Annotated in this window: 26 protein-coding genes; 14 read left to right on the forward strand and 12 right to left on the reverse strand. The window is 52.0% G+C overall.

The window, feature by feature from the left end; genetic code table 11:
* Positions 1 to 6 precede the first annotated feature (6 nt).
* The 8 genes from WMO64_RS10080 to WMO64_RS10115 all read right to left on the reverse strand — a co-directional run bounded on the left by WMO64_RS10080 (position 7) and on the right by WMO64_RS10115 (position 6,770).
* On the reverse strand, positions 7 to 1,470 hold the full coding sequence (locus tag WMO64_RS10080; RefSeq protein ID WP_349231892.1) for an ABC transporter ATP-binding protein: 1,464 nt from the start codon (positions 1,468 to 1,470) through the stop codon (positions 7 to 9).
* 13 nt (positions 1,471 to 1,483) lie between these two features.
* Positions 1,484 to 2,203, reverse strand: coding sequence for a CbiQ family ECF transporter T component (locus WMO64_RS10085; protein ID WP_101693812.1), 720 nt, complete (start codon positions 2,201 to 2,203; stop codon positions 1,484 to 1,486).
* Positions 2,204 to 2,794 (reverse strand): MptD family putative ECF transporter S component, encoded by a 591-nt coding sequence (locus WMO64_RS10090; protein WP_349231893.1) that lies wholly within the window; start codon positions 2,792 to 2,794, stop codon positions 2,204 to 2,206.
* Between the two features lie 162 nt (positions 2,795 to 2,956).
* A complete protein-coding gene (locus tag WMO64_RS10095) occupies positions 2,957 to 3,763 on the reverse strand; it encodes a class I SAM-dependent methyltransferase (RefSeq protein WP_349231894.1) in 807 nt (268 codons plus the stop codon).
* Between the two features lie 24 nt (positions 3,764 to 3,787).
* Entirely contained in the window at positions 3,788 to 4,603 is an 816-nt protein-coding gene (locus WMO64_RS10100) for a class I SAM-dependent methyltransferase (protein WP_349231895.1), read from the reverse strand.
* Positions 4,604 to 4,619: 16 nt separating this feature from the next.
* Positions 4,620 to 5,135 carry a hypothetical protein gene (locus WMO64_RS10105; protein ID WP_349231896.1) on the reverse strand — a complete coding sequence of 172 codons (516 nt, stop codon included), beginning with the start codon at positions 5,133 to 5,135 and terminating at the stop codon, positions 4,620 to 4,622.
* 69 nt (positions 5,136 to 5,204) lie between these two features.
* Positions 5,205 to 5,990 carry a ZIP family metal transporter gene (locus WMO64_RS10110; RefSeq protein ID WP_204750800.1) on the reverse strand — a complete coding sequence of 262 codons (786 nt, stop codon included), beginning with the start codon at positions 5,988 to 5,990 and terminating at the stop codon, positions 5,205 to 5,207.
* A 288-nt stretch (positions 5,991 to 6,278) separates the two neighbouring features.
* Positions 6,279 to 6,770 carry a hypothetical protein gene (locus tag WMO64_RS10115; protein WP_349231897.1) on the reverse strand — a complete coding sequence of 164 codons (492 nt, stop codon included), beginning with the start codon at positions 6,768 to 6,770 and terminating at the stop codon, positions 6,279 to 6,281.
* A 156-nt stretch (positions 6,771 to 6,926) separates the two neighbouring features.
* On the opposite strand from WMO64_RS10115, the gene WMO64_RS10120 reads away from it, so the two are divergent.
* From WMO64_RS10120 to WMO64_RS10135, 4 genes are all read left to right on the forward strand, one after another.
* Positions 6,927 to 7,157, forward strand: a complete 231-nt coding sequence (locus tag WMO64_RS10120) for a helix-turn-helix domain-containing protein (protein WP_006573024.1) — start codon at positions 6,927 to 6,929, stop codon at positions 7,155 to 7,157.
* A 232-nt stretch (positions 7,158 to 7,389) separates the two neighbouring features.
* Positions 7,390 to 8,076 (forward strand): class I SAM-dependent methyltransferase, encoded by a 687-nt coding sequence (locus WMO64_RS10125; RefSeq protein WP_118426291.1) that lies wholly within the window; start codon positions 7,390 to 7,392, stop codon positions 8,074 to 8,076.
* A gap of 6 nt (positions 8,077 to 8,082) precedes the next feature.
* Positions 8,083 to 8,328 carry a heavy-metal-associated domain-containing protein gene (locus tag WMO64_RS10130; protein WP_087388229.1) on the forward strand — a complete coding sequence of 82 codons (246 nt, stop codon included), beginning with the start codon at positions 8,083 to 8,085 and terminating at the stop codon, positions 8,326 to 8,328.
* Positions 8,329 to 8,365: 37 nt separating this feature from the next.
* The gene (locus WMO64_RS10135; RefSeq protein WP_242958736.1) at positions 8,366 to 8,509 is read left to right on the forward strand and encodes a hypothetical protein; all 144 of its coding nucleotides are present in this window, start codon (positions 8,366 to 8,368) and stop codon (positions 8,507 to 8,509) included.
* A gap of 198 nt (positions 8,510 to 8,707) precedes the next feature.
* Here the strand turns inward: WMO64_RS10135 and WMO64_RS10140 are convergent, their stop codons facing one another.
* Positions 8,708 to 9,103, reverse strand: a complete 396-nt coding sequence (locus WMO64_RS10140; RefSeq protein WP_349231898.1) for a metal-dependent transcriptional regulator — start codon at positions 9,101 to 9,103, stop codon at positions 8,708 to 8,710.
* A 261-nt stretch (positions 9,104 to 9,364) separates the two neighbouring features.
* Here WMO64_RS10140 and WMO64_RS10145 point away from each other — a divergent pair, with 261 nt between their 5' ends.
* The 6 genes from WMO64_RS10145 (at position 9,365) to WMO64_RS10165 (ending at position 13,993) form a co-directional block, all read left to right on the forward strand.
* Complete coding sequence (locus WMO64_RS10145) at positions 9,365 to 9,916, forward strand: DUF3793 family protein (protein ID WP_118426290.1); 552 nt, start codon at positions 9,365 to 9,367, stop codon at positions 9,914 to 9,916.
* A gap of 45 nt (positions 9,917 to 9,961) precedes the next feature.
* Positions 9,962 to 10,384 (forward strand): flavodoxin, encoded by a 423-nt coding sequence (locus tag WMO64_RS10150; protein ID WP_349231899.1) that lies wholly within the window; start codon positions 9,962 to 9,964, stop codon positions 10,382 to 10,384.
* Between the two features lie 110 nt (positions 10,385 to 10,494).
* Entirely contained in the window at positions 10,495 to 11,415 is a 921-nt protein-coding gene (locus WMO64_RS10155) for a helix-turn-helix domain-containing protein (protein WP_118426289.1), read from the forward strand.
* A 69-nt stretch (positions 11,416 to 11,484) separates the two neighbouring features.
* Positions 11,485 to 11,565 (forward strand): DUF6219 family protein, encoded by an 81-nt coding sequence (locus tag WMO64_RS17165; RefSeq protein WP_242964725.1) that lies wholly within the window; start codon positions 11,485 to 11,487, stop codon positions 11,563 to 11,565.
* Between the two features lie 18 nt (positions 11,566 to 11,583).
* Positions 11,584 to 11,856 (forward strand): DUF6110 family protein, encoded by a 273-nt coding sequence (locus WMO64_RS10160; RefSeq protein WP_006575244.1) that lies wholly within the window; start codon positions 11,584 to 11,586, stop codon positions 11,854 to 11,856.
* Between the two features lie 52 nt (positions 11,857 to 11,908).
* Positions 11,909 to 13,993: a heavy metal translocating P-type ATPase gene (locus WMO64_RS10165; RefSeq protein WP_349231900.1), complete on the forward strand. Its 2,085-nt coding sequence runs from the start codon at positions 11,909 to 11,911 to the stop codon at positions 13,991 to 13,993.
* A gap of 73 nt (positions 13,994 to 14,066) precedes the next feature.
* Here WMO64_RS10165 and WMO64_RS10170 read toward each other — a convergent pair whose 3' ends face one another.
* The gene (locus WMO64_RS10170) at positions 14,067 to 14,297 is read right to left on the reverse strand and encodes a helix-turn-helix domain-containing protein (RefSeq protein ID WP_040648020.1); all 231 of its coding nucleotides are present in this window, start codon (positions 14,295 to 14,297) and stop codon (positions 14,067 to 14,069) included.
* A 622-nt stretch (positions 14,298 to 14,919) separates the two neighbouring features.
* On the opposite strand from WMO64_RS10170, the gene WMO64_RS10175 reads away from it, so the two are divergent.
* From WMO64_RS10175 to WMO64_RS10190, 4 genes are all read left to right on the forward strand, one after another.
* Positions 14,920 to 15,207 (forward strand): helix-turn-helix domain-containing protein, encoded by a 288-nt coding sequence (locus WMO64_RS10175; protein ID WP_349231901.1) that lies wholly within the window; start codon positions 14,920 to 14,922, stop codon positions 15,205 to 15,207.
* A gap of 685 nt (positions 15,208 to 15,892) precedes the next feature.
* Entirely contained in the window at positions 15,893 to 16,033 is a 141-nt protein-coding gene (locus WMO64_RS10180) for a hypothetical protein (RefSeq protein WP_156417376.1), read from the forward strand.
* Between the two features lie 75 nt (positions 16,034 to 16,108).
* Positions 16,109 to 17,215, forward strand: a complete 1,107-nt coding sequence (locus WMO64_RS10185) for a recombinase family protein (protein ID WP_435412064.1) — start codon at positions 16,109 to 16,111, stop codon at positions 17,213 to 17,215.
* Between the two features lie 11 nt (positions 17,216 to 17,226).
* Complete coding sequence (locus WMO64_RS10190) at positions 17,227 to 17,820, forward strand: KilA-N domain-containing protein (protein ID WP_435412065.1); 594 nt, start codon at positions 17,227 to 17,229, stop codon at positions 17,818 to 17,820.
* A 248-nt stretch (positions 17,821 to 18,068) separates the two neighbouring features.
* Here WMO64_RS10190 and WMO64_RS10195 read toward each other — a convergent pair whose 3' ends face one another.
* Positions 18,069 to 18,845, reverse strand: coding sequence for a DUF5677 domain-containing protein (locus WMO64_RS10195; protein WP_349231902.1), 777 nt, complete (start codon positions 18,843 to 18,845; stop codon positions 18,069 to 18,071).
* A gap of 242 nt (positions 18,846 to 19,087) precedes the next feature.
* Positions 19,088 to 19,618: a GNAT family N-acetyltransferase gene (locus WMO64_RS10200; protein ID WP_349231903.1), complete on the reverse strand. Its 531-nt coding sequence runs from the start codon at positions 19,616 to 19,618 to the stop codon at positions 19,088 to 19,090.
* Positions 19,619 to 19,892 lie beyond the last annotated feature (274 nt).

Consider the following 19,892-nt stretch of genomic DNA (forward strand, 5'->3'; position numbering starts at 1 on the left):
CCGAAATCACCTCGAATCTATGAAAAATTTTTGGAGACGCTGAAGCCCTGCGGCATCTAACGCATATTGTTCCTGGACCATACCATGCTCCAAATGCAGAACATGAGTACAGCAACTGACGATCAGCTCATAATCATGGGTGATGACAAGAGATGTCTTTCCCATTTTCTGTATCGTCACAAGTTCATCGGCCACTTCTTTCATGTGCTGTAAGTCCAGACCGCTGGTAGGTTCATCCAGCACTAAAATCTTACGCTCGGAAACAAGAGCGGTGGCAATCGCCACCCGCTGCTTCTGACCGCCGGAGAGCGCCATCGGGTGTCGCTCCTTAAACTGCAACAAATCCAATCTGTCAAGAACCGCGTCCGCCTTGTCGGGAGCTGGCTCCGCCATACTGATGAGCATTTCTTCCTCTGTGCTTTCCGTAAACAGCTGATGGTTGACATCCTGCATAACCATATAGCACAGAGACAGCCTTTGTTTTCTATTATACGGCTTCCCGTCCACTTTCACAATGCCCTTGCAGTGTTTCTCCAGACCACAGAGACAGCGGGCCAGAGTGGATTTTCCCGCTCCGTTATGGCCGATTACTGCAATCACACCCGCCTGTGGCAGCGAAAGACTGTCAATATCCAGCGCATCCCTCTGCTTTGTATAAGCAAAATGAAAGTTCTCACATTCGATAGAACCACTGCTTGCAACAGGATGTGCTGTCACAGGGAATGCGCCCAGGTCAAAAGGCCGCAGCCCCATTTCTGCCTGTTGCGTCACGGACAGTTTAAGTGCATCCAGAGCCGAGTAATCTTTTTCAATTTTCCCATCTTTTAGATACACAACACGGTCTATCAACTCTTTCAGATAATAGAGCCGGTGTTCCGCAATAATAACTGTTTTCCCTTCCTGCTTCCAAATCTGGATCATCCGGCGTAGATCTTTTGTGGCTGACATATCCAGATTAGAAGATGGTTCGTCCAGCACGATGATGGGTGGATCACTGGCCGACACAGAGGCACAAGCAATTTTCTGCTTTTCTCCACCGGAAAGAGAAAAGATATTTTTCCCCAGCAGGTTCTCCATTCCAAACTGCTCCGCAGTCGATTTCACCCGCTGAATGATTTTTTCTTCAGGCAAGCTCTGATTTTCACATCCAAAGGCCAGTTCGCTGGTGGAGTCCACCGTGAAAAACTGCGTCCGGGGATTTTGAAAAACACTGCCCACATACTTGGCTGTTTCATAGAGCGGAAGCCGGCTGATGTTTTTGCCATCCAGCAAGACCTCTCCGGACAGCTCCCCCTCATAGTAATTGGGGATCAGCCCATTTATCAGGCGGGTCAGCGTGGTTTTTCCGCAGCCGGACCGGCCACACAGGAGAACTACCTGTCCGTCAGGAATTTCAAGATTGATTTGCTCCAGACGGCCTGCGTTTTCCCCGCCTGCGTAGCAAAAATTGATATTCTTTAACTGGATCACAATAGTCACTCCCTTACTTTAAGAAAAAACCTGCCCATCCGAAGATTGAAACAATGGCAAACAGGACATCCAGCGGCCCAAACCCAATTTCACAAATATTCGTGCGCTTCCGGGGAGCACCCAACCCTCTTGTCAAGGCGGCTGCCGACAATTCCTCTCCTATTTTCGCAACCGACATCATGAGGGGAACGATGCGGTACTCCAGCATCTTCATAGGGCTGCGAAGCGTTGTGATCCCGCGCATTTTCATGGCGTCACGGATAGCGGCATACTCCTCCCGGACGGTAGGGAAAAAGCGAAAAACCACAGATACAGGGATTACAATTTTCTGTGGGATGTGCATCCGCTCCATGGCCGCCACAAATTCACTGACAGTTGTTGTGCTGATGAGGTAGTATCCCATCACAAAACCGGGGAGCATATGCGTATAAATCCCGCTGGCTGCATTCAGGATAAAATTCCACATACCCGTGAGCATGGGGATAACTGTCAGCTCCAGGCCGTAGAGGACTGCGTATGTAATTGAAAATCTTGCTGCGGCTTTCCACCGCTGCGACAGTAGCAGAAGGAGGACCGGCAGGGCAACCAAGCACGGGCGGATGATGTCCATCATTCCGCCCGTTCCGCCTGCCATCGTAATCGTACTGACTGTGACTGTCAGGAATATCTTGGTTCTCGGGTCAATCGGGATAAGGGAATTTCGTTCAAACTTCAATTCTCCTGCGGCGCTCATTTAAGCAATCCCCGCTTTTTCAAAGTGCTTTTTCAGCACCGCTTTTCCAAGCAGCGCCCCCAGTATTCCGCCGATGAAGGTCACAACAAAAAGAACGGGGAACATCCAGTTGGGGGTGTAAGAAGCAAGTGTGGCGGTATATTCGGCTCCATAATTACTTTCCAGGAAAGTGAAGAACTCGGTGCGGGTGAGGAACATGCGGCTCACATAGCCCATGATCCAGAGGGAGAACACACCGTTGCCCAGGAGGGTGCATTTCCAGCTCTGGTATTTCCCGGCTTTCAATACCAAATCGCCAAGAATGCCAAATACCACGCCGAAAATCAGCACCAGAACACCAGCCCCGATTAAAACATTCAGCAGGCCAAGGATGATACCGGTCAGGGACACCATACCGAACTTCTTGACCTTTGTTAAGTACAGCATGAAGGGAATACCGCACAGGATGGGGCAAACTAATCCGAGCAGCGGAATAAAAATAGGGATGTACCCCAGCATCATACCCGCAAAGAAAATGACAAAATAGATGGCGGTAAAAATACCGACGTTGATCAGGTCTTTTGCTTGTAGTTTGTTGTTTTTTACTTCCATTCTCTACATACCTCCATTTGAGTTAGATTTGGCTAACCGCTTGTGCTAAAAAAAGCGAAACGGAATTTCGCAGGAGGTATTTTATCATATTCCAATTGGGGCATACCACTCCATACGGTTGCAGATTGCTCCATTTAGATTTTTATTTGTATGCTGTTGCTATTATAAAGATATTCTTATCAGTTTTACCATGCAGAACCGGTCTGAAACCGCCATGCTAATCTTGGTGGACAGTTTCAATCCGGTTCGGGGGATATGGCGGTAATAAGGCTCCTCAGCCAGCACCCTGACCCCACTGCCGATTTTCCCGGCCAGCACCGATGCGGAATCCACATAGAAGAACATCTGCGCATCCCCGTGGCCCACTTGCTTCATGTACTTTTTTCGCATCATGGCCATACCGCTTTTACTCACGGAGTCAAAGACGATTTCAATCTCTCCAAACCCCGTGAGCATCCGCAGGAGGCCCACAACCTTGCTTTCCTCAAAATAGTGGAACAGGCCTCCGGCGGTGACCAGAATAGGAGCATCCGGCACATCGGCACGGATCTGCCTGATCCAGTCCTCAGCAAAGGCATCTCCGGCAAGATAGGTCTCCCGCTCCGGCTCCGGCAACAGCTCCCGCCGGTACTCCACCACATGGGGCAAATCCACGGCATACCAGCGCGACCTTCCGTTGTCGCAGCGGGAATATGTCGTCTCCAGACCGCAGCCGAGCTGAACGACCACGCCGTTCGACCTGTGCTCCAGAAAGGTCCGGATGATCCGATCCATATTGGCAGACCGAGCGGCGGAAGCCAGCAGGGTATACTGACTCTGGCCGTTCTGCTCCGGCAAGCCGGATGGCAACCTCTTTTTCAGTTCCAGCGCCTTTGGATCGTACAGGATCTGCGGGCAATACTCGCTGGCATAGATCCTACCCAGCATGGGGACAAACAGCGTGTCCTCTACAACGCCCAACTTGGACATGGTCAACCCTCCTATTTGGACGAATTACTTTCTGCCCACAAGTAACCGAGATGAGCCCAGCATCATCATAGCTGCCCGCCGGCGGGAGCCAAAGACTTCTTCGGCTGTATCCACCAGCCGTACCTCCTGATAGCCCATGTCCCGCAGCTCCTGGGCAAATTCCTCCACATCCCCATACATCCGGGGCTTCATCTCATCGTTCAGCGCAAACACGCCGCCCTTTTTCAGAACCCGCAGCGTTTCCATCAGAAGCGCCCGCTTGTCCGCTCTGTTGATGTTGTGATACACATAGTTGCTTACCACGGCGTCAAAGCTCTCATCCGGAAAATTCAGATGGTTGGCGTCCCCATGCTGAAACTGGCACCGGGCCGCTACGCCTTCACCGGCGGCATTTCTCTCGCACATGATCTGTCCGTAGCCATAGGCTGCACCCCAATAGTCGATACCTGTGACTTGGGCATCCGGCCAGATGAGCGCCGCCCGGATGGACAGTGCGCCGGAGCCGCAGCCCACGTCCAGAAGCTGTCCCTGTCCGTCAAAATCCAGATAGGAAAGGACGGTGTGGTGGACGCGCTCCATCATTCCTCCACCGCCGAACGCGTACTGCCGCCGGATCCAGCCGCACCAGCAGAGCAACAACAGCAGTGAAATCGCGGCGATTAACGCCAATCTGCTCAGCACCGTGACATGAAACACTGTGGATGCCAGGGAAGCCACCGCTCCCGTCACCACGAGAAGCCCTCCGATTGTATATAAGACCGGGTTTGACATCCAGTTCCCGTAATCTTCACCATGGGTGCCAAGGTGGATCATGTTTTGCTGCTTTTGCTTTTCTTTCATTGGGAACATCTCCTGTTCATCCTATTTTTTGCAACAGCAGGCCCAGCCCCGCCTGAGCCGCCGCCAGGATTGGGCAAAGGATGAGCGGCCACTGGAGCAGGTGCTCCGGCAGAGCGTAGCTCTTCATCCATGCCTTGAACCCATAGCCGGGATGCCCCTCCGTACCGGGGATGACAAACCTGGCTTTCGCTTTTCCCTGGATCAGCCAGAAATCCAGAAAGAACAGGTCACAGAAATTGACCATCATCCACTGGATATAGGCCCTCAGAACCAGAACCCAGAATCCGGTTTTCCCGCCCTCCACAGTACTGACCGCACCATAAAGAAGGAGAGGCAGCAGCTCTCCAAAGCAGATCCATAGCCAGTAAAAACGGTTTTCCACCCCGGTGGGCGGATCTTTCGCCGCCTTGATGATGGCTGGCGGATAACAGGGGAACATCAACCGGGGTCGATAGAGTACTACAAACCCAGCGAACAGGTTAAAGTAGGCCGCCATAGCAAGCCCGTCTAAGATGGTGCGTGTCCAGTTCATACACATCCCCCATCACTATCATTTATTCGTATTCCAGGCGGGGAAAAATTCGGTTAGGTATCATCGTACTCAAGCCCCCAGTGCCACATCCAGCGTCATCATGAGGGTAAAACCGACTGCAAACAGAATAGTCCCTATATTGGAGTGCTTTCCCACTGACATCTCCGGGATCAATTCCTCTACTACCACATAGACCATCGCTCCGGCGGCAAAGCTCAGCGCATAGGGCAGTACCGGAACCAAAATCCCCGCCAGAAGGATGGTCAGAATCGCACCTATTGGCTCCACTGCGCCGGACAGCGTCCCATACAGGAAGGAGCGGGATTTGGAGAACCCCTCCGCTTTCAGGGGCATGGAAATGATCGCACCCTCCGGGAAGTTTTGAATGGCAATCCCCAGAGAAAGAGCCAGCGCCCCCGCCAGCGTGATACCGCTGTCTCCGTAGAGCCACCCGGCATAGACCGCCCCTACCGCCATTCCCTCCGGAATATTGTGCAGCGCCACAGCCAAGGTCAGCATGGTCGTCTTTCCAAGACTGCTTTTGATGCCCTCGGCCTCCGCGTTGCCGCGGTGCAGATGCGGGATCAGCCGATCCAGGCCCAGCAGGAACAGGATGCCGAGCCAAAAACCTGCAACGGCGGGGACAAAGGACCACCGCCCCATGTCCGCCGCCTGCTCCATTGCGGGCAGCAGCAGGCTCCAGATGGAAGCCGCCACCATGACTCCTGCCGCAAAGCCGGTGAGCGCACGCTGTACCATCTCACCCAAATTGTTTCGCATAAAAAAGACGCAGGCCGCCCCCAGCGTCGTCCCGGCAAAAGGGATCAGCAGCCCTTGCCATAGCTCAATCGGCATATTCTCCTCCAATCTAACCGTGACTGTATTCCGCAAAGTCGATCCGGATGATTTGCAGGTGCATCGGTCCGTCGGCCAGCTTCGCCAGCAGCTGACGGACGCAACCAAGAACCGTATAAGAATCTCCGGCACGGAGTTTTTCTCAATCTTGTATTTCTCCATAGATCCTCAGCAAAAGGCGTAGCGTCCTATGATTGATTATAGTTAGCTATCGCTAACCCGTCAAGTCATTTCCCATCTGGTCGATAAATTTCCCTCACAGCTGCAATGAAACATCCCACATAGGAATCAGGTGGACGCTCTTTTGAGATCCCGAAAATATGCAAGATTCAGAATCTCTTTGTCCTTTCTCTGGGCGTAGCGCAGTGTTTGATATGCTCCGCCGCTGGAATGATCCACATAAAATACCACAAGGTCGCTTCGATCCACCATCTGCCTGTTGCGGATCTGAATTGCACCCTTCGGATGGCTACCAGCGGCGGCGCTGCACAGTTCGATTTCATCATAATATGCTTCAAAGCTCTCCAGATTGTCCCGCAGTTCTGCCGTCGGATAGGGAAGCACCCAAATCAGGGCGCTGTTATCGTCCCGTACACAGCGCTGTTGGCGCTTGACGGCAGAGGAAACAATCTGATCAAAGTCTCCATTACGGCCAACCAGAAACTCCACATATTCCTTTTCCAAAAGCAATGTGTGGATCAACGACTCCACACGCTCTTCCGCTTCCCGAAATTCCGGAACGATCCGATGTCCAAAGAAACTGACGGTAAATAGATCCATGTCGTTCTCGTTGGCATTTTCTGACCAACAGCTCCCTTAAGTAAATGTTTCACCCATTATTATATATAAACATTTACTTGAAGTAAATAATCCTCTAATTAGTTTCAATTATATTTTACCTGTTCTGTTGGTAGCATAATGTCGGGAGGTGAAGTGATGCAGACAGAGTTTCCGGAACGATATATCACTCTGGGCTTAAAAATCGCCTATTACAGAAAAAAGGCGGGATTGACACAGGAGGTTCTTGCTGAAAGAATCGGGAAAAGCGTCAATTTCGTCGGTCAGGTGGAAGGGACGGGTACAATTCGAGGTGTATCCTTGGAAACCTTGTTTAAGATCGCCCAAGTACTGAAAATCCCGCCCTCCAAGCTGTTGGAGGACGACTGAGCAACAACGGAAAAAGAACAGGAGAGCCGCCACCGAAACACATCCGGTGGCGGTGCCTTATTGCTGCGAAAGAAAAGATTCAAAAGATTCATGAAGCGCAAAATAGCCTCGTGCTGTGCATGTTTGCAGCCTATCGGCAAAAAGTCATGGTCATAACATCTTGCAATTTCCCATGATAAAGAGTATGATTTGGTTAGCGTTAGCTAACCTATGTCGAGGTGACTCTTCTGCCATGGATGACAACAAGCAGTTTTGGGAGCGGTTTTCACGGCATTACTCCGGTTTCATGCGCCGCTCTCAGGCAACCTATCAGCAGATATGCAAAGCAATGCGTCCTTTTCTGAAACGGGACATGGATGTGCTGGAGTTAGCCTGCGGAACAGGTCAGCTGTCCGTGCCACTGTCTCCATGTGTCCGGAGCTGGGAGGCAACCGACTTTTCAGCTGAAATGATCCGTCAGGCCAAAAAGCAGGTGCATTCGTCTCGGCTCCATTTCTCCGTCCAAGACGCCACCAAACTGCCCTACGGCCCGGAGAGCTTCGATGCGGTCGTGATCTCCAACGCCCTCCATGTCATGCCTCACCCGGAAAAAGCTCTGGCGGAAGCCTGGCGGGTTCTGAAGCCGGGGGGATGGCTGTTCGCCCCCACCTTTGTCTGGGGCAAAAGCCGAAGCGCCAGACTCCGGCTCTGGTTCATGGAGCTGTCAGGCTTTCGGGTGTATCATGTCTGGACTGCCGGGGAGCTGATGGCATACCTGTCCGAGCGCGGCTATTCCATCATTCGCCATCAGCTTCTCGGAAGTTCGTTGGCACCGCTGTGCTGTCTGATGGCCAGGAAGATCCCGGATGAACGGACTGCGGCACGGCAGACCACCGTCCGGTCCGCGCAGCTCGATGATCCAAAAGTCAAGGAGGAATGAGAAATCATGTGGAAGTACACAGTGGAAGTCAACGGAATGATGTGCGGGATGTGCGAGGCTCATGTCAATGACGCTGTTCGCAAAGCCTGCCCGGTCAAAAAGGTGATTTCTTCCCGAAGCAAAAACCAGACCGTGATCCTCTCTGAAACAGAGCTGGACACAGAGGCTGTTATGAACGCCATTCGCAGCACGGGGTATGAGGTCGGCACAATCCAAAAGGAGCCGTACAAAAAAAGAGGATTGTTCGGTTGAGTTCATTGGCAGCAGCGGCCAGAAAAGAGGCATGAACATGAACACGGCAACGCAGTCGTTTGGATATGGATTAGCGGCTCTGCTATTTTGCATCGCTATTCTTGGCGTGTGCCATAAAATCAAAAAAGCCGCCCGAAAGGTTTTGAAAAGCCAGCAGACACATAAGGATGAGCTACCGTAAGCGTTTGGAGCTATGGAGCAGGTACGCTTGGCGGTGAACTTACACAGCAGGTCGCTCCTGATTTAAAAGCGCAGATCACATAAAAATGAGGTGGAGGCCATATCAAGGCTCCACCTCATTTGATATTCCGTGCCAAATGGCAGGTATTCACTTATCGCGTTGCCGCTCGATAGCAAAGTCGGCCAAATTTGCATAGGCTCACTGCCCGTGAGCATCTTCCCGCATTTTCGTTACCTGCTCCAAGTGCGCCTGCACCGCCGCAAAGGATTTTTCGCTGATCACATGCTCGATCCGGCAGGCATCTTCGGTCGCAGTCTCTTCGTCCACGCCTAATTCCATCAGCATCTGGCTCAACACCGTGTGGCGGGTGTACATCGTCTTAGCAATGGCAAGCCCGGTCTCCGTCAGGGTAATTGCTCCGTCAGCATCCACATTCACATATCCGTCCTTTGTCAGAATGGACATGGCTCTGCTGACGCTGGGCTTGGTAAAGCCCAACTGCTCTCCCACATCGATAGCTCGAACAAAGGTGCTGTTCTGTGAAAGAATATAGATAGTTTCCAGATACATCTGGCCAGACTCGTGAATCGCCATAGGAACCTCCAAAAAAACGGGCGTCTTGTTTATTATAACACAGGCGTCCGACAAGCGCCATTTTTTCTGTCAACAAAATCCATCCGTCCTCTTGACAAGCGAATTTGTCCTGTATATAATTGCGTTAGTTAGCTACCGCTAACCAAAAGCGGCAGCTATATATTTAACGCATAGGTTAGCAATCGCTAACCACATTTACTGTCAGTTTTTCTATTTCGCCGTACAGTCTTCGAATGGACATGTTTTTGTGAGGAAAACGCTATGTCAGAGGATCTGCTGATTCGCCATTGTTCTCCCACCCTGGCCGGGATCAAGACGGGAAACCTCTTTTCCTGCGCCTGCCCCAGCCGGAAGGATCTGACGAGAGACTTATGTCGGCTGAACAAGAAACTGGTGCCCAAGGGCATCCGCGTTCTGCCGCTCCGGGTTTGCAAAGGCCGCGCTTTGATTTACGCCTACCGGCCCAATGCGCTGGAGAGCGATCTGACCGATCACCGCGCCAGAGCCTTGCTTCTGAAATACGGCTATGTGCCGGAAAACCCCAATGGCTGTGTGGTTCACCTCATCCACCGGCTCCGGAGCGAGGAGGAATTTCCCCATGAGATCGGCCTGTTTTTGAGCTATCCGCCGGAGGATGTCCTGGGCTTCATCTGCAATCGGGCGTGCAATCACAAGTGCGTGGGCTGCTGGAAGGTCTACGGCGACGAGCAGACCGCCAAAAACATCTTTGAAAAATATGAGATGTGCAGCAAGATCTACTCCCGGCAGTGGCAGCAAGGGAAATCCATCGAGCAGCTCACCGTAGCTGGTTGATGTTTCTACCATAACAAATCCAGAAAGAAAGGTCGCTAAAGTCTTATGAGTAAAGTTGCAGTTGTGTATTGGAGCGGCACGGGAAACACCGAGGCCATGGCCATGGCGGTAGCCGAAGGCGCCAAAGGCAAGGGCGCCGAGGTATCTGTGATCACCGCCGCAGAGTTCTCACCGGAGCAGGTCGGCGAGTATTCCGCCATCGCTTTCGGCTGCCCCTCCATGGGGTCGGAGCAGCTGGAGGAGAGCGAGTTCGAGCCTATGTTCACCGCCTGTGAGGGCAGGCTGAGCGGGAAGAACATCGCTCTGTTCGGCTCCTACGGCTGGGGGGACGGCGAATGGATGCGCAGCTGGGAGTCCCGCTGCAACGACGCCGGCGCCAATCTGGCCTGTGAGAGCGTGATCTGCAACGAGGCTCCGGACGATGACGCTCTGGCAGCCTGCCGCGAGCTGGGCGCATCTCTGGCCTGACAAAAACACCGCAGAAGGCAGGAGGATCTCGTCTCCTGCCTTCTCTCTGTATCCCCAGCCAGCATAGGCGAAACCAATTTCGAACTCAGAGAAACAGGTCGTGAGAAATCATGCTGAAGGAATATTTATTGAGCCAGGGCTCCGGCACGGGCCGCTGGAGCCACGGTATGCCAGGGGTGCAGATCTGCCGCTTTTCCCTGCCTGAGCCGGTGCAGGAGCCCTTGCGGCCCATCCCGGTGTGCGGCGCACCGCTCCAGTTTGAGGTGCTGTTCTGTTTGACCGGCCGCCTTGCCGTCCGGCCATTACAGGGGACTTCCTACACGGTGGAGGCTCCGGCCATTTTCCTCCTCTCCGACAGCTCCGCTCTCCGCTCGTGTCAGTATAGCGGAAATCTGGGCGGCATTTTGATCGCCGTAGACGCCAAAGCCGCAAAAGAAAGCCTTGTGACGGTCTGCTCCACCCTGGGGATGAGGTTGGACACCAGGATCGTCAAGGAGAAGATGACGGCGAGGAACGGCTGCATGGCCCTGTGCGGCACACCTTGGACGCAGTCATTTTTTGAAACGGTTCGCTATCTGTCCGAGCTGGAGCAGGAACGCTACTCTGTTTTCAAGTCGGTGGAACTGCTGTATCTGCTCTGCACCGAGGTATCTGAATCGGACGAATCTTTCTCCAGCTCAGGCTGCCCAGTATCCCACAGTCTGTTGGAAGTCAAGGTATACATCCAGACGCATCTGTCTGATAAGCTCACCATTGCGTTCCTCTGCAAACAGTTTTCCCTTTCCCCGACCTTCTTGAAAGAAGGTTTCCGCCGCGCCTATGGCATGCCGATTCACAGCTTTTTGGTTCAACAGCGCCTCCGTCGGGCACAGGAGCTGATCTGCACCACCCGGATGCCCATTCAGCAAATTGCGCAGGCTGTGGGGTATGAGGGTATGAGCCAGTTCAACGCAGCGTTCAAGCGGGAGTATGGCATGACTCCCGGCCAGTACAGAAAAATGTCGGAAACCGCAACTCTGCGTCCGTTTTGACAGCGACAAACACCCACCTTTTCTGCTACAATAATCAGACATTCCAAAGCATTCAAAGGAGTGACAGCGATGAAACAGCATCGTTTTTGGGCGTGGGGCGCTGTGATCTGCATGATTATGGTCATGGTCACCGGCTACAAACGGAAATAAGGGAAAGGAAGGATCACAATGAGCGTTTATACGAAACTTGCCTGCTTTGCGGGTGGTGCGTTGTTTGGTTCTTTTGGCATCAAGCTGCTGTCCAGCAAGGACGCCAAGAAAGCCTATGTCCATGTCACGGCCGCCGGCCTGCGGATGAAGGACTCGGTCATGGGGACTGTGACCACGGTGCAGGAAAACGCCGCGGACATTCTGGCCTCCGCCAAGGAGCTGAATGAGGACCGGGCTGCGAAGGAAGCGGAGGAAGCCGCCGCTGCCAATCTGGAGAGCGAAGAAGCCTGATTGACCCAGAGGGAGCCGCCAGCGGCTCCCTCTTTTCGTGAAGGAGGAACCTATGAACGCAACCATATTGCACGAAAGCCGGGGGCGCATCCGGTTCCGGCTGCGGCAAAAACAGATGACACTCGCTCAGGCGGATCTGCTGGAGGCATGGATTCAGGGAAAGTCCTGGTGCCGGCAGGTCACCGTCCACGAGCGCACCTGCTGCGTCATCCTGTACTACGACGGGACTCGCCAAACCGTGCTGAACGAAATTCGGCATTTTTCTTGGCAGGAGGCGGAGCAGACCACCGCGCTTCCCGCCCACAGCAGCCGGGCGCTGAACCGGGAATTTGAGGAGAAGCTGGTGGCAAAGGTGGTGTGCAAGGCCGCCTGCACCCTGTTTCTACCGCCTCCATTGCGGATTGCCCGCATACTCTGGCACATGATCCCCTTTGTACGAAGGGGACTGCGCTGCCTGCTGCGCCGCCGCGTCAAGGTGGAGCTGCTGGACGCCCTGTCCATTTCCATCTCGGCGTTCCGGGGCGACTTTGATACCGCCGGCACCGTCATGTTCCTGCTGGAGGTGGGTGAGCTGCTGGAGGAGTGGACCCGAAAGAAATCCGTGGCGGATCTGGCCCGGTGTATGTCCTTAAATGTGGATCGGGTCTGGCTGCGCACGGCCCAGGGCGAGGTACTGGTCCCCGTGTCCCAGATCCAGCCGGGGGACGCCGTGGTGGTTCGTGCCGGCGGTATCATCCCCGTGGATGGTCTGGTTCTGGAGGGGGAGGTCACCGTCAATCAGGCGTCCCTCACCGGAGAGTCCATCCCGGTACCCAAGCGCCCCGGCGGCGCGGTCTATGCCGGCACTGTGGTAGAGGAGGGCGAATGTGTGCTGGAAGTGAAGCAAGCCTCCGGCCAGAGCCGCTATGACCAGATCGTCCACATGATCGAGCAGTCGGAGCAGATGAAGTCGGAGGCTGAGAGCAAGGCCGCCAATCTGGCGGACAAGCTGGTGCCCTATACCTTTGCCGGGAGCCTGCTGAGTTTTGCCCTTACTCGGAATGTGACACGGGCTCTGTCGGTACTGATGGTGGACTTCTCCTGTGCGCTGAAGCTGGCCATGCCTCTGGCCGTCCTCTCCGCCATGCGGGAGGCGGGACGCGCCCACATCACCGTCAAGGGCGGCAAATTCCTGGAGGCTGTGGCGGCTGCCGATACCATCGTCTTTGACAAGACCGGCACCCTGACCCACGCCTGCCCCCGGGTGGCTCAGGTGGTATCTTTCGGCACCAAGGAGGAAGCCGAAATGCTGCGGCTGGCCGCCTGCCTGGAGGAACACTTCCCACATTCCATGGCCAACGCCGTGGTGGAGGAGGCGAAGCGCCGGGGCCTGCGTCACGATGAGTACCACTCCAAGGTGGAATATTTGGTGGCCCACGGCATCGCCAGCACCGTAGATGGGGAGCGGGTCCTCATCGGCAGCGCCCACTTCGTCTTTGAGGATGAGGGCTGCGTCATTCCGGAGGGCGAACAGGATCGCTTTGACGCCCTGCCGCCGGAGTATTCTCACCTGTACCTGGCCGTAGGCGGACAGCTGGCCGCCGTGATCTGCATCGCCGACCCGCTGCGGGAGGAGGCGGAGGAAGTCCTCTCTACCCTCCGCACTTTGGGGATTACCAGCACCGTTATGCTCACCGGAGACAGTTACCGCACCGCCGCAGCCATTGCCGCCCAGGTGGGAGTGGATGACTTCCGCGCCGGAGTCCTTCCGGCGGACAAGGCGGAGTATGTGGCACGGCTCCGCCGGGAGGGACACACCGTGTTGATGGTAGGCGACGGCATCAACGACTCGCCGGCCTTGTCCGAGGCGGACGCGGGCATCGCCATCAGCGACGGCGCCGCCATCGCCCGGGAGATCGCGGACATCACCATCGCTGCCGATAGTCTCTGGGAACTGGTAGAGCTGCGCCGGATCGCCATGGCGCTGATGGCGCGCATCCACTCCAACTACCGCTTCGTTATCGGCTTCAACGGCACCCTGATTGCCCTTGGTGTGGCCGGTGTTCTGCCGCCCGCCACCTCTGCCACGCTGCACAATCTCTCCACCCTGGGCGTCAGCCTGCGGAGCATGGGCCGGCTGGCACTTCCGAAAATGTAGAGTGCAGAACTCTTTTGAAGGAATAAATACATAATGAGACTCGTAGGGGGAAAGGAAATTCCTCCTGCGAGCCTCATTTTTCTATCTTTTCTGGTGGTATAAATTCTAATAGATCGCCGATCTCACAATTCAACACCGTACAAAGCCTTGCGAGGACATCTATATCTAAACGAGTAATTTGGTTTTTACAATAATTATTGATCTGCGTCCGCTGCATCTCAGCTCGATGGCTCAGCATGTTCTTGCTAAGACCAGATGCCTTCAACAGCTCGTCCAGCTTAATCCGAATCGTTCCATATTCCACTTGCCAACCCTCCGACCACAAGAAATATGTTGACAAGTTTAGTGTACCCTTGGTAGAATAGAAAAATAAGATATAGAAAGTCTTGTCAGACTAATTGCACATATATAATGCACAGTTTTGGCTTGTGCTTTTTAGCCAATATGAATATATAATAATACAAAAAGCGGATAATCTTCAAATTTCAGCAAAACTGCCTAAAACCTAAGCGATTTCTAAGAAACCCCTAAAAATTCCCTATTATAATACCCCCATCGAAACGGTGAGGGGAAACGCACTTTTTGTCTGTTATCCCCGCAAGGGGAGAATATGGCAGGAAATCGTATAGGGAGCAATGAACACCCGCCGGGGGTCAGGGAAAAAAGAACAACATTACATACCGCAATCCTCCAAGGGGTTGCGGTTCTTTTTTATTCGACACCATTTGTCCTTACTCACTATATACCGCTAAAGCTCGGCAAATATTTCTCTTCGTATGCACTCACCGCACGGTGGGTGCATTTTTTGTTTGTCGAAAAATGGCGGCCTCTGCTCAGCGTCCGGTATGTCCGGTCGCTCCATTGCCGCGACCCACCGCTCCGAAATTTGGTTCGCATCCAAATTTCAGAAGACGGAGTAAATCACCATGTACTTTAATAGAGAGGACTATGGTTCAAGGATCAGGAGCTTGCGAAAAAAGCGTGGGCTCACACAGGAACAGCTGGCAGAAAAGATGAATGTCAGCACTCCTTACATAGCAAAAATCGAAAATGGGAAACAAACCGGCCCAATCGAACTGGCTGTAGAATTTGCAGAATTCTTTGCGGTTTCTCTGGATTATCTCCTGGTGGGAAAAGGAGATTTTGCAGAGGAACAAAAGCGCGGACTGCGGATGGCCATTTCTCTTCTGTCTGAATTGGAGGCATCTCTCTAAAAACTTTCCATTTTGGGTTGGGGAACTTTCCATTCTGTTTCTGTTGGAGGAATTGGTGCAGAGTTACAATCTTCATGAGATCAAAACATCTCATCGAACCTTGAAAAACACTGCCTCATTGGCGGTCATATCCGGTAACTTGAATACGTTAGCTGACAGAATGAGCGTCAGGCCGAGTGCGCGAAGACCACCTGTGCGGAGCATTTCGCATCAAAGGACGGCCAAATAAGGTGCAGAGCGACACCCACTCAGGACAAGGCAGCCTTGGCAAGCTGTCCCCGCCATGACCCCGTCAGCCTACAATGATACTTCTGCTTACGCAGCTCGGAGAGATCCTCGGAGGGGTGAGAGTCCCATGATGTGCGCCAGCACAGTTCAAGTTGCCGCCCTGCCTGGGGAAGTAGTGTCGAATACAGGCGACTAAGTAGCATCAAGAAACAAAGGGCCGCTCCAGACTCGGAGCCTACACTCGCTCACCTGACCTTTGGGAGCGGCCCTCTGTTTTTCTTTTGATAGCAGAAATATGGGATCTGATCACAGTACATCCTCTTCTTCTCCTCAACCTCCGTTCCTCTGAGTTCTTCATCTTTCCCCCTCTACACTCCTCTTCCTTTTCTCCTCAAACTCCCTGATTGGGTCCCATATTTCTGTTATCAAAACAAATCCACGAAAGCGAGGAACCGAGATGACAAATATCGATTTGTGTGGCATTGCCCAACTGCTCCGCACGCTGATAGAGCAGAAGAAAACTACAGAAAGAGAGGCCCGCAAAATTTTGGCCAGAATTGCCGCACAGACCGGTGCGGACATTATCCTTTCTTTCTGAAATCGCATTCTTTTCAATAGCTATTTCAAAGGTGTTGTGGTATTGTTTGTGTTGCAAAAAAGGAGGTGAACTGACATGGCGGAAAAGCTGATGACCGACGGCAGCATGGCACTTCGAGAAAAGCAATACCGGGTCATCACCATCGAGGCAACTGAAAAGCCCCAAAACGCCAAATTGCGGGTTGCGGCATACGCCCGTGTCAGCTCCGCCTCTGATGACCAGCTCAACTCCTTCGCCGCCCAGAACCGTCACTACAGCAACCTAATCTCCAGCAAGGAAAACTGGAGAATGGTTGACATATACGCAGATGAGGGTATTACTGGGACATCGGCTGAAAAGCGTGAGGACTTCCAGCGGCTCTTGGCAGATTGCCGCAGAGGGCTGATCGACAGGGTTCTGGTGAAATCCATCTCCCGCTTTGCCCGCAATACCAAGGAATGCCTGGAAACCATCAGAGAGCTGAAATCGCTCGGTGTCGGCGTCTACTTCGAGAAAGAGAACATTGACACTGCGACGATGTCCGGCGAAATGATGACTGCGCTCTTCGCATCCTTCGCCCAGGCCGAGAGCGAATCCATCTCCGGCAATATGAGGTGGGGCATTCAAAAACGAATGCAGGCCGGAACATATATACCCGCAAACTTGCCATACGGATATACTCTACAGGATCATTCCATACGCATTGTGGAGGAACAAGCTGTTATCGTACAACGGATATTCAAAGAGTATCTTTCCGGCAAAAGTACAGAGCGGATAGCATCTGACCTGCGAGAAGAAGGCATCCCGTGTAAATCTGGTGAAGTCGCTTGGGATTCAACTGCTATTCGATATATTATCTCGAATGAAAAGTACATTGGCGATTCTGTGTGGCAAAAATACTTCTCAACAGATACGCTTCCATATAAATGCCGGCTGAACCGAGGACAGAAGGTTTCTTACTACGCATACGGAACACACGAAGGAATCGTGCCAAAAGAAGATTTTGAGAAAGCAAATGCTTTGATGAAATCTCGTGCTCAGAAGATTACATTAACGAAAAACAGTCCGTATGCGTTTCGGAAAAAAATAGTATGTGGCGACTGCCAGTCACTATTTCGTCGCAAGGTTGTGCGCGGCATCACATATACAACCCGTCTTTTAACCGTGTCGAATTCGATGCGTTTAGGAGTCAGGCCGGTCTGAACAGTTTTGTGATGACTCCCCAAAAGTGGGTAGAGGCAACCGGCGCTATCGGCATCGTTTCAAAAGCTGGTCGATACGGCGGCACTTATGCACACAAAGAGATTGCCTTTGAGTTTGCCTCCTGGATTTCTGTTGAATTCAAGCTGTATCTGGTCAAGGAGTTTGAGCGGCTCAAGACCGAGGAGATGAAACAACTTGGCTGGGACATCAAGCGAAACCTGGCAAAGATCAACTACCGCATCCACACGGACGCTATCAAGGAGAACCTGATCCCGCCGGAGCTTTCCGCAAAGCAGGTTTCCATGGTGTATGCCAGTGAAGCCGATGTGTTGAACATGGCTCTGTTCGGCATGACTGCAAAGCAGTGGCGGGACAGCCAACCGGACCTGAAAGGAAATATTCGCGACTATGCCAATGTCTCTCAGTTGGTCTGCCTGTCCAATCTGGAAAACCTGAATGCGGTGTTTATCAACGAAGGTATGTCACAAGCCGAGCGGCTGGCGAAACTCAACGCCATCGCCATCAGTCAGATGGAAATCTTGACACAGGACCATCGGATCGAAGCTTTGGAGGCTCACAGCGGAGAGCCATCTCCTGCGGAGTAAAAGATTATAATAGACAGAAAGCTTTTGAGTGAGGACTTTGAATCCAAGTATAAAAAAGTGCTTCTGGAAGGCTGTCGCTTCCGCAAATCTCAGTATCAGACTTGCTGCTGTAATGGAGACTGACCAACGTTCGCATTTTTCTCATTGTGACGCATTGTATAATCTCCTTCACTTTATTTCGCCTTTTATAGCACTTTAAGTATATAGGGAGTTTACAAAATGCGGCAATAGTTTAAATGGAATAGCGTTTAATCTGATTGTCGTTGCTCTTTTTGATGGAAAAACAAAGCAAGATCATTTAAGTCATGGTCGTGTGTCATATAGTCAAGGTTAAGCAGCGCATATGTAACACCCATGATATAAATAAACGATGTCGTTGCAAACCACAGCGGCAGCGAATGCCCCTTTATTGTAGGAGAAGTATCTATTCCAGCAAAATCAGGGTCAACACCTAATCTCAGGGTATTCCCAATACAGCTGGAATGTATAGCTACACAAGCTCTTTTATATGTAAAGTGCAATCCATGTAAGAATCGTTTCCCTCGCTCATCTGGAACAGATGCTATTGCTGCCTTCACAAGTTGACCAAAGTTAGAACTACCTGACCACCAGTAATCCCCGGCCACCCGATGATGCGCTGTCTGTTTGAGCTGATCAAGTTCATTTTTGAGAGCAGTCAGTGCCTCAGCATCTTGGGTGCAGTTTTTACTCTCATATTGCAAGGCCTTGTTGCGCTGAATATCATAGTCAACATAGTAGTCATCTACATAGTTACCAAAATCATTGTCGGATTTGTGATTTTCGAAAAAAGCCAATATTATAACATGCTCGTATATGTTTCTCGCAAGTGACAATGCTCCATCCGGGTAACCGAAAGCAGATAAGTGAATAATTTCCCTCATACTGACAATGGATTTTCCAGCCGTACGCAGTATAATATTAGTATAGTCGTGACCTGTTTGAATTTGTTGCTGCGTAATTGCCGCTTCGATTTCATTTTCCATAGAATCGATTATTTTGTCCAACTCATCCAGCCTCCACTGTAAGCTACAGGGAGTTTGAATGCATAGTGCCACAGATACCGCCTCCACACAGAATACTTGTTGTTTTATATTATCACAAACATATTATCTTGCAACATCCGTATCAAAGTCAATGCGATTAAGGTGGCAACTTCTGCATCTATAGTGTTGCGATGTTCCAAACAAAACAAATCCGAACCTTGCGCCGGTCGGCGATGGGTTCGGATTTGTTTTTATGCTGTGTTTCACACATCAAATTGAAACGTCACGGAATTCTGCCAGCTCTCCTCATTATTCAAATCCTGTTTGACCACTTTCCCTCCATTGCGCTGATAAAAGGCCATAGCATGCGCATTATCCGGCTGGCACTGGCAGGTAAAACGCTTCGCTCCTTGTGCCTTGAAATGGATCTTTACAAACTCCATTGCTTTATGTCCGATGCCGCAGTTTTGGAATTCATCTTCCAGATAGAGGGACAACAAGTGCGGAGGTTGGCTGTTATGGAGGGTGATGTAGCCAATGACTCGCTCTTCCCGCTTAATCAAATAGACCGCATCGTCTGGATTTTGAATTCGCTGGGCATCTTTCTGCGTGTGCCATTCCAAATCAAACTGGTCAATCATCTCATCTGGATAAATCCCTCGATAGGTGGTCGACCATATTTTTTTGCGAAGCTGTGCGATTGCCGGAGCATCTTCCACCTCTGCCGAATGAAACTCCACATGTTCATACAAGTTCGCCTTCATGCGGGTCACCTCACGAAATCTCTTCTGCATCTCTCATAGCACATCCTCAGTTTTATCTTTATTATACCAAACTCTCACAGTCCCAACAATCGAAGGTGTAATTGAGTATTATATCACTTCTTCGGATGACATTTTCAGCACGGGTGTCTGGTACGCTTTTGCGCCGGACACAGAAGCCTCTATAGTGTTTCGATGTTCCTCGTCGGAGCAAGCTCATTCTGCTGCTCCCCCTCTCCAAAGCGGACCCGCTGCGCTGGGCCCCGGCTGGGCTTTAGACGCAGACTAGAGCGCGTCTTCAAAACTG

Origin of the sequence: Pseudoflavonifractor intestinihominis, assembly GCF_040096055.1 — a bacterium.
In the GTDB taxonomy this organism is placed as follows: domain Bacteria; phylum Bacillota; class Clostridia; order Oscillospirales; family Oscillospiraceae; genus Pseudoflavonifractor; species Pseudoflavonifractor intestinihominis.

Bases quoted from the DNA above. Each gene is read 5' to 3' on its own strand.
- WMO64_RS10100 (WP_349231895.1), bottom strand. From the start codon at position 4,603: ATGAAAGAAAAGCAAAAGCAGCAAAACATGATCCACCTTGGCACCCAT.
- WMO64_RS10185 (WP_435412064.1), top strand. From the start codon at position 16,109: ATGGCGGAAAAGCTGATGACCGACGGCAGCATGGCACTTCGAGAAAAG.
- WMO64_RS10175 (WP_349231901.1), top strand. From the start codon at position 14,920: ATGTACTTTAATAGAGAGGACTATGGTTCAAGGATCAGGAGCTTGCGA.
- WMO64_RS10165 (WP_349231900.1), top strand. From the start codon at position 11,909: ATGAACGCAACCATATTGCACGAAAGCCGGGGGCGCATCCGGTTCCGG.
- WMO64_RS10105 (WP_349231896.1), bottom strand. From the start codon at position 5,135: ATGAACTGGACACGCACCATCTTAGACGGGCTTGCTATGGCGGCCTAC.
- WMO64_RS10125 (WP_118426291.1), top strand. From the start codon at position 7,390: ATGGATGACAACAAGCAGTTTTGGGAGCGGTTTTCACGGCATTACTCC.
- WMO64_RS10190 (WP_435412065.1), top strand. From the start codon at position 17,227: ATGACTCCCCAAAAGTGGGTAGAGGCAACCGGCGCTATCGGCATCGTT.
- WMO64_RS17165 (WP_242964725.1), top strand. From the start codon at position 11,485: ATGAAACAGCATCGTTTTTGGGCGTGGGGCGCTGTGATCTGCATGATT.
- WMO64_RS10160 (WP_006575244.1), top strand. From the start codon at position 11,584: ATGAGCGTTTATACGAAACTTGCCTGCTTTGCGGGTGGTGCGTTGTTT.
- WMO64_RS10095 (WP_349231894.1), bottom strand. From the start codon at position 3,763: ATGTCCAAGTTGGGCGTTGTAGAGGACACGCTGTTTGTCCCCATGCTG.
- WMO64_RS10140 (WP_349231898.1), bottom strand. From the start codon at position 9,103: ATGGCGATTCACGAGTCTGGCCAGATGTATCTGGAAACTATCTATATT.
- WMO64_RS10085 (WP_101693812.1), bottom strand. From the start codon at position 2,203: ATGAGCGCCGCAGGAGAATTGAAGTTTGAACGAAATTCCCTTATCCCG.
- WMO64_RS10180 (WP_156417376.1), top strand. From the start codon at position 15,893: ATGACAAATATCGATTTGTGTGGCATTGCCCAACTGCTCCGCACGCTG.
- WMO64_RS10120 (WP_006573024.1), top strand. From the start codon at position 6,927: ATGCAGACAGAGTTTCCGGAACGATATATCACTCTGGGCTTAAAAATC.
- WMO64_RS10090 (WP_349231893.1), bottom strand. From the start codon at position 2,794: ATGGAAGTAAAAAACAACAAACTACAAGCAAAAGACCTGATCAACGTC.
- WMO64_RS10150 (WP_349231899.1), top strand. From the start codon at position 9,962: ATGAGTAAAGTTGCAGTTGTGTATTGGAGCGGCACGGGAAACACCGAG.
- WMO64_RS10130 (WP_087388229.1), top strand. From the start codon at position 8,083: ATGTGGAAGTACACAGTGGAAGTCAACGGAATGATGTGCGGGATGTGC.
- WMO64_RS10135 (WP_242958736.1), top strand. From the start codon at position 8,366: ATGAACACGGCAACGCAGTCGTTTGGATATGGATTAGCGGCTCTGCTA.
- WMO64_RS10115 (WP_349231897.1), bottom strand. From the start codon at position 6,770: ATGGATCTATTTACCGTCAGTTTCTTTGGACATCGGATCGTTCCGGAA.
- WMO64_RS10145 (WP_118426290.1), top strand. From the start codon at position 9,365: ATGTCAGAGGATCTGCTGATTCGCCATTGTTCTCCCACCCTGGCCGGG.
- WMO64_RS10155 (WP_118426289.1), top strand. From the start codon at position 10,495: ATGCTGAAGGAATATTTATTGAGCCAGGGCTCCGGCACGGGCCGCTGG.
- WMO64_RS10110 (WP_204750800.1), bottom strand. From the start codon at position 5,990: ATGCCGATTGAGCTATGGCAAGGGCTGCTGATCCCTTTTGCCGGGACG.
- WMO64_RS10200 (WP_349231903.1), bottom strand. From the start codon at position 19,618: ATGCAGAAGAGATTTCGTGAGGTGACCCGCATGAAGGCGAACTTGTAT.